Source organism: Exiguobacterium sp. SH4S7, assembly GCF_004336795.1.
Lineage (GTDB): Bacteria > Bacillota > Bacilli > Exiguobacteriales > Exiguobacteriaceae > Exiguobacterium > Exiguobacterium aurantiacum_A.
The window spans coordinates 40,113-53,606 of sequence record NZ_SJUT01000009.1 but is presented as its reverse complement, the minus strand read 5'-3'; the positions used below and the strand labels follow the sequence as shown (position 1 = coordinate 53,606).

The 13,494-nt window shown below is 52.2% G+C and carries 16 protein-coding genes; 8 read left to right on the top strand and 8 right to left on the bottom strand.

Translation table 11 applies throughout. The features are described 5' to 3' along the window. Nucleotides 1–21: 21 nt before the first annotated feature. Both EVJ29_RS13665 and EVJ29_RS13660 read left to right on the top strand, forming a co-directional pair. Nucleotides 22–780: a transporter substrate-binding domain-containing protein gene (locus EVJ29_RS13665; protein WP_071399206.1), complete on the top strand. Its 759-nt coding sequence runs from the start codon at nt 22–24 to the stop codon at nt 778–780. Further along, nucleotides 777–1,427: an amino acid ABC transporter permease gene (locus EVJ29_RS13660; protein WP_131466193.1), complete on the top strand. Its 651-nt coding sequence runs from the start codon at nt 777–779 to the stop codon at nt 1,425–1,427. Before EVJ29_RS13665 ends, EVJ29_RS13660 begins: the two co-directional genes overlap by 4 nt. A 42-nt stretch (nt 1,428–1,469) precedes the next feature. Here the strand turns inward: EVJ29_RS13660 and EVJ29_RS13655 are convergent, their stop codons facing one another. Both EVJ29_RS13655 and EVJ29_RS13650 read right to left on the bottom strand, forming a co-directional pair. Further along, on the bottom strand, nt 1,470–2,570 hold the full coding sequence (locus EVJ29_RS13655) for an ABC transporter ATP-binding protein (RefSeq protein WP_070327880.1): 1,101 nt from the start codon (nt 2,568–2,570) through the stop codon (nt 1,470–1,472). Nucleotides 2,571–2,674: 104 nt separating this feature from the next. After that, entirely contained in the window at nt 2,675–3,526 is an 852-nt protein-coding gene (locus EVJ29_RS13650) for a PucR family transcriptional regulator (protein ID WP_070327879.1), read from the bottom strand. A gap of 75 nt (nt 3,527–3,601) precedes the next feature. Between EVJ29_RS13650 and EVJ29_RS13645 the strand changes: the two genes are divergently transcribed. The 4 genes from EVJ29_RS13645 to EVJ29_RS13630 all read left to right on the top strand — a co-directional run bounded on the left by EVJ29_RS13645 (nt 3,602) and on the right by EVJ29_RS13630 (nt 7,559). Then, nucleotides 3,602–4,693, top strand: coding sequence for a DUF445 domain-containing protein (locus EVJ29_RS13645; protein ID WP_131466215.1), 1,092 nt, complete (start codon nt 3,602–3,604; stop codon nt 4,691–4,693). Between the two features lie 37 nt (nt 4,694–4,730). After that, nucleotides 4,731–5,102 carry a YlbF family regulator gene (locus EVJ29_RS13640; RefSeq protein ID WP_016510204.1) on the top strand — a complete coding sequence of 124 codons (372 nt, stop codon included), beginning with the start codon at nt 4,731–4,733 and terminating at the stop codon, nt 5,100–5,102. A gap of 128 nt (nt 5,103–5,230) precedes the next feature. Next, nucleotides 5,231–7,006: an SLC13 family permease gene (locus EVJ29_RS13635; RefSeq protein WP_236633551.1), complete on the top strand. Its 1,776-nt coding sequence runs from the start codon at nt 5,231–5,233 to the stop codon at nt 7,004–7,006. Between the two features lie 64 nt (nt 7,007–7,070). Continuing rightward, the gene (locus EVJ29_RS13630) at nt 7,071–7,559 is read left to right on the top strand and encodes a hypothetical protein (protein ID WP_131489972.1); all 489 of its coding nucleotides are present in this window, start codon (nt 7,071–7,073) and stop codon (nt 7,557–7,559) included. 35 nt (nt 7,560–7,594) lie between these two features. Here the strand turns inward: EVJ29_RS13630 and EVJ29_RS13625 are convergent, their stop codons facing one another. Genes EVJ29_RS13625 through EVJ29_RS13615 form a run of 3 tightly spaced genes read right to left on the bottom strand, consistent with a single transcriptional unit; the run spans nt 7,595 to nt 9,916 of the window. Beyond that, on the bottom strand, nt 7,595–7,807 hold the full coding sequence (locus EVJ29_RS13625) for a YhzD family protein (RefSeq protein WP_269089669.1): 213 nt from the start codon (nt 7,805–7,807) through the stop codon (nt 7,595–7,597). Between the two features lie 45 nt (nt 7,808–7,852). After that, a complete protein-coding gene (gene dinB / locus EVJ29_RS13620; protein ID WP_236633549.1) occupies nt 7,853–8,944 on the bottom strand; it encodes a DNA polymerase IV in 1,092 nt (363 codons plus the stop codon). 60 nt (nt 8,945–9,004) lie between these two features. After that, nucleotides 9,005–9,916 carry a magnesium transporter CorA family protein gene (locus EVJ29_RS13615; protein ID WP_131466185.1) on the bottom strand — a complete coding sequence of 304 codons (912 nt, stop codon included), beginning with the start codon at nt 9,914–9,916 and terminating at the stop codon, nt 9,005–9,007. Nucleotides 9,917–9,999: 83 nt separating this feature from the next. On the opposite strand from EVJ29_RS13615, the gene EVJ29_RS13610 reads away from it, so the two are divergent. Then, nucleotides 10,000–10,959, top strand: a complete 960-nt coding sequence (locus EVJ29_RS13610) for an HD domain-containing protein (RefSeq protein WP_070327873.1) — start codon at nt 10,000–10,002, stop codon at nt 10,957–10,959. A gap of 36 nt (nt 10,960–10,995) precedes the next feature. Here EVJ29_RS13610 and EVJ29_RS13605 read toward each other — a convergent pair whose 3' ends face one another. Continuing rightward, entirely contained in the window at nt 10,996–11,997 is a 1,002-nt protein-coding gene (locus EVJ29_RS13605; RefSeq protein WP_131489969.1) for a peptidylprolyl isomerase, read from the bottom strand. 142 nt (nt 11,998–12,139) lie between these two features. Here EVJ29_RS13605 and EVJ29_RS13600 point away from each other — a divergent pair, with 142 nt between their 5' ends. Next, nucleotides 12,140–12,484, top strand: coding sequence for a DUF1878 family protein (locus EVJ29_RS13600; protein ID WP_131505295.1), 345 nt, complete (start codon nt 12,140–12,142; stop codon nt 12,482–12,484). Here EVJ29_RS13600 and EVJ29_RS13595 read toward each other — a convergent pair. Then, a complete protein-coding gene (locus EVJ29_RS13595; RefSeq protein WP_070327870.1) occupies nt 12,471–13,034 on the bottom strand; it encodes an HTH-type transcriptional regulator Hpr in 564 nt (187 codons plus the stop codon). The two genes, EVJ29_RS13600 and EVJ29_RS13595, sit on opposite strands and share 14 nt — an antisense overlap. A 60-nt stretch (nt 13,035–13,094) precedes the next feature. Next, nucleotides 13,095–13,451, bottom strand: coding sequence for a hypothetical protein (locus EVJ29_RS13590; RefSeq protein ID WP_233589624.1), 357 nt, complete (start codon nt 13,449–13,451; stop codon nt 13,095–13,097). Nucleotides 13,452–13,494 lie beyond the last annotated feature (43 nt).

Sequence of the window (13,494 nt, the reverse complement as noted above, 5' to 3'; positions counted from 1 at the left end):
TATCAGGAAGGCGGAAATAACATGAAAAAATCATTAACGGCAGTTCTCGCAATCGGCGCATCGTTCGGGGTGCTCGCAGCTTGCGGTACAGAGACGGACAGTGGATCTGAAGAAACAGTCATCACAGTCGGGACGGAAGCGACATACCCGCCATTCACATACAAAGATAAAGGTGAAATCACAGGGTATGACATCGACGTGTTGAACGAAGCGGCAGAGCGTGCCGGCTATACGGTCGAGTATGAGCCGATGGACTTCAAAGGACTCGTCCCGGCACTCGACGCGGAACGCATCGATATGATCGCGAACCAGATGAGTATCACACCGGAGCGTGAAGAGAAGTATGCGTTCTCGGATACGTACGCGGTGTCAGGTGCACAAGTCATCGTTGCTTCAGATAATGAAGACATCCAAGGCATCGACGACCTTGACGGCAAAGTCGTTGGTTCGACACAAGGGTCGGTCTACGCCCAGATGGCTGAAGAAGCTGGCGCAGAAGTGAAGTTTTATAAAGGTGCGAACCAAGTGCTCCAAGACCTTCAAGTCGGACGTCTCGACGCAGCACTCAACGACCGTCTCTTCATCTTGACGGAGCTCGAGAAGACAGGCTACGACGTGAAAGCGGTCGGTGACGTCTTCAACAAGAGCGAGGCGGGGTACATGACACGCCAAGACAGCGACGTGCTCGATCAGTTGAACGAGGCGCTTGCTGAAATGAAAGAAGACGGAACGATGGCTGAAATCGGTGATAAGTACTTCGGTGAGGACATCAGTCAATGAATGAACTGATCACGACCGTCATCGAGAACCGTTCGGCCTATATCGAAGCCGTACAATTGACGTTGATCGCCAGTATCCTGTCGATTATCCTCGCCTTGGTGCTCGGTCTGATCATCGCGTTACTTTACAGCAGTCCAATCAAAGTGTTGCGGTTGTTCACTCGGACGTACACCTCGTTCTTCCGGGGCACGCCGCTGCTCTTGCAACTGCTCATCTTGTACGTCGGGTTGACCGGGTTCGTCCAACTGAGCGGGATGCAGGCGCTCATCTTCGGATTGGGTCTGCACTTTGCGGCTTATATCTCGGAGGCGTTCCGGGCAGCCATCAATTCGGTCGATAGCGGACAAGTCGAGGCGAGTGTCGCCCTCGGGATCCCGCGGGCGAAACGTTTTAAAGACATTATCTTCCCACAAGCGTTATCACGGGCCATCCCACCGGTGTCGAACTCGGTGATTGATATCATCAAGTCGACGTCGCTCGGGTCGGTCATCGCCGTGCAGGAGTTGACGTACGTCTCAGACCAGATTGCAGCGACGACCTATTTGGTCATGCCGCTCCTCTTGTTCTCGGCCTCGATCTATTGGATCTTGTCGACACTCATTCAAGCGGGGCAGCATCGGCTCGAACGTCGCTATGCGACCCGCTAAACGAAAAATCCCCTCGATTCCAAGAATCGAGGGGATTTTGTATTAACGGATGACGAGCTCTGTCTCAGAGTCGAAGAAGTGTGCTTTCGTCATATCGAGCGCGAGTTCTACGTCGTCACCCATACGGATGTTTGAGCGGCCGTCGATGCGGGCCGTGAACTGGTGTCCACCGAGCTCGGCGTAAAGGTAAGACTCGGCACCCATGAGTTCAGATACATCGATGTGTGTTTGGAATGTGTGTGTTGTCGGAGAATCGATGTAGATCGGCTCATCGTGGATCGATTCTGGACGAATCCCGAGGATAAGCTCTTTACCGATGTAACCACGGTCGCGAAGACCTTTCATCTTGCCTTCAGGCACGTTGATTTCTTCGCCGTTCACGACGAACTTGCCGTCTGCGAGTGTTCCGCGGAAGAAGTTCATCGAAGGCGAACCGATGAAGCCGGCAACGAAGATGTTATCTGGGTTGTCGTATACTTCTTTCGGCGAACCGACTTGTTGGATGATCCCGTCTTTCATGATGACGATACGAGTCGCGAGTGTCATCGCTTCCGTTTGGTCATGGGTAACGTAGATCGTCGTCGTATCGAGACGGTTGTGCAACTGGATGATCTCTTTACGCATTTGTACGCGAAGTTTTGCATCCAAGTTTGAGAGCGGCTCATCCATCAAGAACACTTTTGCGTCACGGACGATGGCACGACCGATGGCAACACGTTGGCGCTGACCACCTGAGAGTGCCTTCGGTTTACGTTGGAGGTATTCTTCAAGTCCGAGGATGCGAGCCGCATCTTGGACGCGACGGTCGATCTCTTCTTTCGGGAACTTCCGAAGCTTCAAACCGAATGCCATGTTGTCATAGACGCTCATGTGCGGGTAGAGGGCATAGTTTTGGAAGACCATCGCGATGTCGCGGTCTTTCGGCGCCACGTCGTTCATGCGTTTGCCGTCGATGATGAAGTCGCCGCTCGAGATTTCTTCGAGTCCTGCGATCATGCGAAGTGTTGTCGATTTACCGCAACCAGACGGTCCGACGAAAACGATGAACTCCCGGTCTTTAATGTGCAAGTTGAAGTCGCTGACGGCTTTCCCGTCACCACCGTCGTATATTTTATCAATGTGATTCAATTGAATTTCTGCCATTGTCGTTAGCCTCCTGAGAATGTGTTCTTGTATAATAGCGCTTACAAGATTGATTATACGATGAAACCGCTTGCACGAGATATGTACACGTTGCACAAAAACAGTTACTCAGATTTGTGCAACGTGACAATCAGTTGGAGTAAACTCGCATCATAAAACTGACGAGCGTCATATCCTGTCAGTTCATAGAGCCGATCGAGCCGGTAATTGAGCGTGTTCCGATGCATGAACAGCGCTTTCGCCGTATGGGACACGTTCAGCGAGTGGGCGAACAGCGCCTCTAACAATTCGACGCTCGTCTTATCGAGTATCGAATACGCCGCCTCGGTCAATTGGAGACGTGTGGCAAAAGTCTCATGGTCTTGTAGCAAGTAATGGTATAATAATTGACTAGCAGGGTAAGTTTTAGTAGGGAGTTTCGCGAACGGGCGCAACGTCATGTGTTGATGGTAAAGCGTCCCCAACACACCGAGCGGCCGCTCACTAAAGATGACGTGCGCTTCGACGTAGCAGTCGCTCGCGCCGGCACGCAATACGTCCTCGAAATCAGACAAGTCGACGAGTTGGTTCATCTCAATGATTTCAACGTGATGTCGCGTCATGACGACAATCTCCGCTTCTGGCATGAAATCGTGTAATATCTCTAAAAATTGCTCGAGCGATTCCCTCTCTTGATAGTGGAGCGATAGTGACAACAGACGGAACGGTTGCGCGATCCGATACGAATCGGTGAGCAGGCGGTTTTGCCATTTTTCTTGACGGGGGTCGGCGGTCGTCAAAAACGGTGTCGCCGACCATTCGAGCAGTTGCCGTTCACGCTCGTTCAACTCGGTTTTTGGCAAGCCGAACACGGTCCCATCCTGTGCTTGATACCAAGCATAGTCTCCGGATGCGTCTTCCGACCGATGGACAACGGTCGGGAAAATCGATTTAATACGATCAAACGTAGTCAACACAATCACCTCTTCAACAATGTATCATATTTCAGAACGGGGGCAGGCAGTTTGGATAGTCTACTAAAAATATTCATCATGATCGCCATTGGGGCGACAATCGGGGGAGTGACGAACTTCCTCGCCATCAAAATGTTATTTCGGCCCCACGAGCCAAAGTATATCGGAAAAGTCCGAGTACCGTTCACACCGGGGTTGATTCCGAAACGCCGCGATGAGCTGGCGACGAGTCTCGGCAAGACGGTCGTGAAACACTTGTTGACGCCTGAAGGGATGCGGAAGCGCCTGCTCGACGAACAAGTGAGCGGCCACATCACCTATTTCGTCCAAGAGGAAGTCCGGACGATGCTCCGTTCGGACAAGACGATCCGTACACTAGTCGAACCGCTTTACCCGGACGCCGAGTCGCGTGTGTTGACGGAAGCGGACACGAAACTCCGCCAAGAGCTCCGGCTCGTGCTCGCTGACGTCAAGTCACGCAAGCTGTACGAACTGCTCGGTGAGGACGGGATGGACCGTGTCCGTGACGTGATCCCGGAAATCGTCGACGCGATGCTCGTCAAATCAGAAGAGTATTTCTATTCGGCGGAAGGAGAGGCTCAGCTGCGGTATATGGTCGACTCGTTCGTCCAACGCCGGCTCGGTTTTATCGCCGGGTTCATTCAAAATATGAACTTCGTCGAGATGATTCGCCCGGAGATTGTCAACATTTTACGTGGCGGGTCGACTCGTTCTGGAATGGCGACGATGATCACGCGCGAGTTCGAACGGTTCAGTGAGCGTACGGTCGACACACTCTTAGATGAGCGGTTAGAAGACCGATTGATCGATGGGGTGACGACAGAAGTCATCACCCGTCTCCCGGTCGGCGAATTGCTCGACCGGACCGTCTATTCGTACACACGAGACGTCGAGACACGCATCGTCGACGATCTCGTCCCGAACGGGGTTCGGCTCGTCATCGAGCGGTTCACCAATCAAATGGAGACGGTGATGGACCGTCTGAAAATCGATCAAATCGTGCAAGAGCAAGTCCAATCGCTCGATACGTCGTACCTCGAGGAGATCGTCTTATCGATCTCGAAACGGGAGTTCCGGGCAATAACATGGCTTGGAGCGCTGTTAGGTGGTATGATTGGGTTGATTCAAGGGTTGATTGCCATCGTTTGATCGGCCACGGCCCTAATAGTATTTAGGAGGACGTCACATGTCACAAACAAACTTGTACGATCATGCTAACCAATTGGAAAAAGCACTTCGCGAATCTGAGGAGTTCACAAATCTCTCTTCATTATACGATCGTGTCAATGCGGATGCAGAAGCGAACCAGTTGTTCGCTGACTTCCGTGATATCCAAATGACGCTTCAGCAAAAGCAAATGCAAGGCGAAGAAATCTCAGAACAAGAGATGATGGATGCTCAAACGAAAATGATGAGCGTTCAACAGAACGAATTGATCATGGAGCTCATGCAAGAAGAGCAACGCATGCATCAACTGGTCACAGAAGTGACAAAAATTATCATGAAACCACTTGAAGAGCTATACGCTCCGATGGTTAATGAAAACGAAGTTCAATAACACCTGTGCGGATGGCTTTCGAGCCATCCGTTTTTTGTTGACCGACTTGTCAAATTCGTTATGATAGCGCTTACATATTATAGGGTATAATAACCTTGTATATCAATTCACAAGAGAGGGTGGGCGTCATGGTCACCTTGTTCATATTAGCGGTCATGATCATCTTTTTCATCGGGGGCTGGTTGCGGGCCGATCTCGTCGCACTCGTCGGGCTGGTCGCGCTCGTATTGACGCAGCAATTGTCGCCTGTCGAGGCGATGGCAGGTTTTTCGAATCCGGTCGTCTTGATGATCGCCGGATTATTCATCGTCGGAGCGGGCTTGTTTCATACAGGACTCGCCGAACGGCTTGGCGCTGGGCTCATTCCTTATGCGAAAGGGAGTGAGGTGCGTCTATTTCTCGTTCTGATGGTCACCGTGACGTTTCTATCGAGTCTCATGTCGAACACGGGGACGGTCGCGCTCTTGATCCCGGTCGTTCTCGCCATGTCGAGACAAACGGGTACGAATCCGGCAAAACTGTTAATGCCGCTCGCGTTCTTTTCAAGCATCGGTGGGACGATGACGCTCATCGGCACCCCACCGAACCTTGTCGCCGCCGAGGCGCTCCGCGGTGCCTCAGGCGGGACGCTCGGTTTCTTCTCGCTACTACCGATCGGGTTCGCCGCCGCCGTCGTCGGGCTGCTCTACTTTTATGTCATCGGGAACCGGCTGCTCGATGCGGGCGAGGTTCGTTCGGTCGTCGTCGCCCGTCTGCCGATGCCCGAGTTGAACATCTACGCGCTCACGCTCACGAAAGGTCATCCGCTCGTCGGGAAAACGCTCCGAGATGTGAAGTGGTCACGTGACGGTTTGATCGTCCTCGGCGAAAAGCGAAAAGGGCTCGCGCATCGACTCGTCACGGCCCGAGCCGATACGGTGCTCTATGAGGGACGTGTCCTCGTTAGCGGGGCAGAAGCGGATGTTCGACGCGTCGCCCGTCAAGAAGGGGTGGTCGTTGAACCGATGGAGCTGAAAGATATCTACGGGAAAGAGTCAGGCGTCGCCATTTTCACCGTCCCGTCTGATAGCCCGCTCATCGGTCACTGTCTCTCGGAAAGTCGGCTGCGGAATGACTACCGCTTGAACGTGCTTCAAGTCATCCGCCCGAACGAAGAAATTGCGATGACACGGCTGAAAGACGTCCCGTTAGAGCGAGGTGATATGCTCGTGGCCCAAGGCGAGTGGGGCGATTTAGAAAAAGCGGGTGACGAGACACACTTGTTGCTCGCGAACGAGCGCGTGACCGATGTCGCCAACCGAGCTGTGTCCGAGCGCCATCAACTCGCGGCCGGTCTCATCATGCTAGTCATGGTCGTGCTCCTCGTCTTCGAATGGGTCGATCCGACCGTTGCCGTTTGGCTTGCGGCCATCGCGATGGTGCTGACGGGAGCGGTCCGGCATATGGACGTTGCCTACGAGTCGGTCCAATGGTCGTCGCTCCTGTTGATCGCCGCCATGATTCCAGTCGGGACCGCACTTGAAAATGCGGGTGTCATGACCTGGCTCGTCACATGGATCAGTGAGTCGTTCGGACGTGCTGGTCCGGTCTGGGTGCTTGTCGCCATCTTCGTCGCAACGATGGTGCTCAGTCAAATCATCTCCAATACGGCGACGGCCGTCTTGTTCGCACCGCTCGCCTTATCGCTCGCCGCGTCACTCGAAGTCAGTCCGGTGCCGCTCGTCGTCGCCGTCGCCGTCGCGGCATCACTCGCGTTTATGACGCCGTTCGGCTCACCGACGAACGCGATGGTGTTCAGTATCGGCGGCTATCGCTTTTTCGATTTCGTTAAAGTCGGTTTGCCGCTACAAATGATTGTCGCGGTCGTCGCGATTTTTTCGATTTTATTCCTCTTTCCATTCTGAAAGAGGAAATTTTTGTTAGTTAACGAATAAGTTGAAAACAACGAACTGATGAGGTGGAGAGATGATGTGGAAACGAATCGGGATCCTCCTGTGCGTCTTCTTCCTGGCGGCTTGCTCGAACGCCAACGAAAAACCGATGCTCGGAGAGGACGCCAAGCTGGCGAAGCGTTACCTCGAGGAGAAAGGATATGAGATTGTTTCTTACAAGGGAGGGGACACGTCACGTTTCGAGAAGGAAGACCTTCTCGATTCACCTGTGCGAGATACTTGGAGCGTCCAGACGACGCCACCGGACGACTATATCGGGCGCGACATTAAGCGAGAGCATTTCGTCGTCCGTAACCATCTGCTCGATGATCAGTACGAGCTCGGACAGACGAACGTCTTGGTCCTAATTGATGACGGGGACATCATCGGCGGGACCTCATTCCCTGATTCAAAGGAACCGCTGATGGGGGCACCTTATTCACTGGATGGGAAGACGGCGGAAGAGCTACATCCGGACGACTATTGGGCATGGCGGGAAGACTGGGAGAAACAATATAGCGAATGAACAAAGCGCCTCGGGTTTCCTGAGGCGCTTCGCTGTTATGAGGCCGTGCCTTTCAGTTTTCCAGGAAGTTTGCACCGTTCGAAATAGATGAGTTGTCCTTGGCGGACGATGCGCGCTCCTTTATGGTCGTGACCGGCCTCATGGAGCATCGCTAGCCCTGTCGCTTTTCCTTCTTCGTCGTTCGCTGCCTCGAATGAATCATTAAGTAAGACTGTGCCGTCATTCTCGAACGCAGTGACTGTGTACATGTTCAAACGGACCCCCCCTTTCTTTCCATTGTACTGAATCACCATTCATTCTTCAAGCGATGGTTTCGTCAGTTCGTCGAACGTGAGCTGACGGGCCGTCTCCGTTCGGGGAATCAAATCGGAGACGGTCATGCCGATTAGACGGACCGGCTCGTTGATTGACATCTCGTCGAACAAGCGTCGGGAAAGCCGTTTGATCTCATCATGGTCATGGGTCGGATGGTTCAGCTTGATCTGGTGACTGCGTGCTTGAAACTCGCTCGTTTTGATTTTGATCGTCACAGTTTGACAACTCAATTCACGGCGGTCGAGCTGCTGCAACACGTCTTCGATCTCAGGGATGACGCGCTCATACACTTCCTCCGGGTCGTCGAGGTCAAAGGCGAACGTCGTCTCCGAGCCGATCGACTTGCGTTCACGGGTCGGGACGACGGGACGGCTGTCACGTCCGTGTGCGAGTTCGTATAACTGGACACCACGGTCATGGCCGAGGATGGCCTTCAACTGTTCAGGTCGCGATTGCTGGATGTCGGCAATCGTTTCAAACCCATGCTTGAACAAAGTCTGGGCGGTCACTTTTCCGACACCGTGCATCGTCGTGATCGACAGCGGGGCGAGGAACGACTCGACTTCGTCCGCGGCGACGATAGTGAGGCCGTTCGGTTTGTCGAACCCGGAGGCGATTTTGGCGACGAACTTGGACGGGGCGACGCCGGCGGAAGCGGTCAGTCCGGTCCGGCGTTTGATCTCGCCGAGAATGTAGCGCGCCACGTAAGGCGCCGACATGCTCATGAGTGAATTCTCGGTGACGTCGAGATACGCTTCATCGAGCGATAGCGGCTCGACAAATGGCGTCACGGACTTGAAGATCTCCATCACGTCTTGGCTCACTTGTCGATATGCCTGAAAGCGTGGCTTGACGAACGTCGCTTGCGGGCACAGGGCGAACGCCCGGCGTGACGACATGGCGCTATGCACGCCGTATTTTCTCGCTTCATACGAACAAGTGGCGACCACTCCACGGCTGTGAGGGGCGCCACCGACGACGACAGGCTTATTTCGCAAGTGAGGGCGGTCGCGTTGTTCGACGGATGCATAGAACGCATCCATATCGACGTGTATGATTAAACGTTCCATCGGCATCTCCTTTCCGTTTCAATCGACTCCTTTCATTATAGCGAACTTTTGTTCGTTTTTTTACTGTTTTGTTCTCTTCCGCTGTTTTTCCATTTGTTTTTGGTTACGGATTTGATTCGGGAATTGTAACAGAGACCCAATCCAATTTTTTTGTTTTAACCAAGCGTAAACTAAGCCCGTGAAGAGAACGATCATGACCCAAGCGAATAGATAGCCGAGCGGCCATTCGAGTTCTGGCATCTGTTTAAAGTTCATGCCCCAGACGGCACCGAAGGCGACGACCGGTGTCGTCAGCGCCGTGAAGACGGTCAACGCCTTCATGATCTCGTTGCCACGAAAATTTGACAGCGTCGAGGCGAGGTCGGTCAAGGCGATGACATCGCCTTGGTAGTGTTCGATCAACGTCAACAGCCGATCGACACGGTACTCAGCAAGGCGATAAGACTTCAGCTCATTCAACTCTATGTCGAGGAACGCCTCTCGTCCCGCCATCAGTAGCTCGCGGTACGGGACGACCGTATCCGACCAGCGTTCAATCTCGCTCCGCAGCCCAAATATTTCGTTCATGAACTCAGGCGGAACTTGACCGCTCATTTGACGCTGTGCCATCATCAAACGTTCCTCGTATTCATCGATCCCGTGGAAGTAATAATCCATCTTTTCGGCGAGCAGGTCATAGAACGCTGCAATCGGTGTGGCATATTGTTTCGCTGCGACGCTATCGCAATACAAATCATCAAACCCGATCGTCCATAAAAAGTCGCGCGTCACGAAATAGTGACCGATTTTCTGCGGTTCGCGTTCGAGCTGCTCATAGTCGAGCGTGAGCGAACCGTACATATAGTCCTGCTCGACGATGATTTTCGTCACTTTGGCCGTCGTCAGTTGTTCGAGCCAATACGTGTACGCCTCCGTATAGTAGTCGTCAACGTGTACGATTTCCTCAGGTCGTGTGTACCAAGTCCAATTCATCCTTCATTCCCCCAATGTTCTTCTCTCATCAAGTATTCCCGGTTTACCGAGAAAGTTGGCATCTAGAGCGAACTTTCGTTAAGATGGAAGTACTGACAAGAAGAGAGGTGCTTTCATTGACGACTAAAATCGGTCAGCTCAAAGTGGGCGACACGTTAAACCAATATGTAATGATCAAACAATCATATCGAGGGCTCGCCGGGAACGGGAAGCCTTATCTGACGCTCGTTTTATGCGATGAGAGCGGCGAGATCGAGACGAAGGTGTGGGATAGCGCCGATACCGAGAAGTACGGGACGAAAAAGATCGTCCACGCCTCAGGAGAAGTCATGGACTATCGGGGCCGGACGCAGCTCAAACTGAAGCAGATCTCGATCATCGAAGGGGAGACGGACATCGCACCGTACGTCCGCTCTGCGCCGATCCCGAAGTCGGAGCTCGAGACGACGATCCGGGCGTATATCGACGCGATCAGTCACGAGGGCATGCGGGAACTCGTGACGACGATTGTCGACCGAAACGAAGAGGCATATTTCACGTATCCGGCGGCGGTACGCCATCATCATGCGGTCTATTCAGGGCTCGCGTTCCACGTCATGTCGATGCTCAAACTGGCCGGAACGATGTGTGACTTGTATCCACAGTTGAATCGGGACTTGCTCGTCTCAGGTGTCGTCTTGCACGATTTGGCGAAAGTCATCGAGCTGTCGGACGCGATCACCCCGGAATATACGCTCGAAGGCAAACTGCTCGGTCATTTGTCGCTCATGGCGTCCGAAATCGAAGTCACGGCCCGCGAGCTCGGGACCGATCGTGAAGTCACGACGCTGTTACAACATCTCGTCTTGAGTCACCACGGGAAGCCGGAGTGGGGCTCGGCGAACGCGCCGCAACTTCCGGAGGCGGAAATGCTGTTCTTCATCGACAACATCGATGCGCGGATGAACATGTTCGATAAGGCGTTCGAAGGTGTCGAGCCAGGAACGTTCACAGAACGGCTCATGGCGCTTGATAACCGGGCGTTCTACAAACCGAAGCTATAAAAAAGGCAGGCATCCCGCGGGACGCCTGCCTGTTGCTTATTGTTCTGTCGACTCTTCAGCCGGTGCTTCTTCTGATGTTCCTTCTTCTTCCGCTTTGAGTGCGTCTTTTACTGCGTCGAACTGTGTTGAGGCTTTCGCGTCTTTCACGTCAACGTTGTATTTTTCGATCAACTCAGCGTAGATTTTGTTGGCGTCGACTGAAGCTGCTTTTTCAGTCGCCAATTCTTCACGGATGCGGTCTTTCTCGTCCTCGAGCTTGAGGTCTTTTTCTTTACGGTCTACGACTTTGATGACGTGGAATCCGAATTGTGATTGGACCGGCTCTGAGACTTTACCGACGACATCTTCTTGGAACGCGTATGCTTCGAATTCAGGAACCATGGCGCCGGCTGAGAAGTAACCGAGGTCGCCGCCTTTTTCGCCTGAACCAGTGTCTGTTGATTTTTCTTTCGCGACGTCTGCGAAATCAGCGCCATCGTTGATTTCTTTGATGATAGCTTGCGCTTCTTCTTCCGTCTCGACGAGGATATGGCTCGCTTGGACTTCAACGTTCTCTTTGGCGAATTGTGCTTCGATTTCTTCGTCCGTCACGTCGACGAGTTCAGACTTCGCAGCATCGACGAGCATTTGGCCGCGGAGTGCCTCTTTGAACTCATCCGTGTCTGTCATGCCAGCCTGTTGAATCGCTTGTTCGAACTCTTCTTTCGAATTGAACTGCTCTTCCGTCTTGCTGAACTCTTCGTCGACTTTTTCTTGCTCGACTTTGTCGCCATACTCTTTTTCAAGAAGTGCGTTCATTGTTTCTTGGAAAGCGAGTTGTGGGACCATACGGTCGTAGCTCATGTCCGCGATTTCACCGCGCGTGATTTCGCCACCTTCGAATGAGACAACAGCTGAGTTGTCAGAAGATCCGCCGCTCGTTGCAGCGTACGTACCGCCTACACCGATGAGAAGCGCGATTGCCGATGCGCCGACAAGGGCACCAGTTGAAAACTTTTTGTTTTGTTTGTTTGGTTCATTCGTCATTCCATTTGACATATATTCCACCCCTAAAAATCTATAAGTTTCTATGTTCGACTATACCACATTTTGTTAATCATGACAGCTGTTCGATTACCTGTGTAGTATCATAGCACAGAAACGTGTCGTATAATGATGAAAGAGAATGTGAAATGATGGGGTGGGAAACGTGTCGCTAGAAGAGAAAATTAATCAGTTGTCTTTTCAGATGGAGCTGTTGCTCGGACTAGTCGATTGGTCGAGTCGGCCGTTTGAATATGAAGTCATCAAAGCAAACTTGACGAAAGAAGAAGTTGCGGACTTCTATAAACTGCTCGACGAAATCAACAATCAACAAAACGAGCAAAGGCGTTACGGCTTGTCGTCCGTAGAGCCTTTGCTCGTCAGTTTCGTCGGGATGTTGCATCCGTCGTTAGACCCTGGGGTCATCTTGGCGGCGTGCGTCAAACAAGGAATCGCTCTCGAAATCACAGAGCCCCTTTACGCGCACGTCAAGCTTCTTTAGTCAGCTCGTCATCTTCGGGACGACGTCCGGCCTCTTCAGAAATCATTTTTGATGTTTCAGCGAAGATGTCCATAAAGTTGTCGCCGTACAGGCGGCGGACGATGGCCGTGATGTCCGTCAAGTCCGGGAACTTCCCATATAACTCCTGCAACGGGAGCGAGGCACGGAACACACCGTTCTCTTCAGGGTCGAACGCATGAATCGTTTCGAGCAAGAGCGCTTCGCCTTCAGGTGTCAACTGTACATAAGTATTACGTTTGTCCGTTTCTTTTTTAGAGAACGTGAGGAGACCACGATCTTCTAATTTTTTCGAAAAGTTGAACGCGGTCGATACGTGCATCACGCCATATTTCGCAATCTCAGAGATTGAGGCGCCACCGAGCGCGTGGGCGATCCATAAAATATGATGCTCGTTTATGTTCAAATCGAAAGGCTTGATCCAGTTCTGCCAGTCTTTTTCGACCGTCTTCCACAATGCTTTACTGAGCTGAATGATTTTATGACTATAGAGCATGGCCTCAGGGCCAGAGAATTCTTTTTCATGTTCCATCTCAATTCATCCTTTCCGGATACAAAGTGACTAAAACGACGGACGATGCCTAAAGACCGGTCAGTCGGTCTTCTTCGCTTTCGCTTCGGTCATATCTGACTGTACGTTTGAAAGCTCGTTTAGGTTTCCTTGGATCTGCTCGATTGAAGGCTGAATGTCTTGTTGATAGCGTTCGACCTCGGCTTTCACTTGATCCGTCAATTCTTTGCCTTGTAACTTACCAGCCGCCACTACTTGTGAAGCATCTTTGGCAACTTTTTGGAATTGTTCTTTCAACGTAGTGATTGTAGACGCCCGATGCTGATTCGATGCGGCATCGTTGGCTGTTCCACGAGCAATCTTTTTCACTGTCGCCACGCCTAAAAACGCTACGACAAAGCCAAAAGCAACCCACTCGCGACGATTGTGACTCGACAATACATTCCCCTCCTCAAGCACGATAATGCTAGAATACATTCTT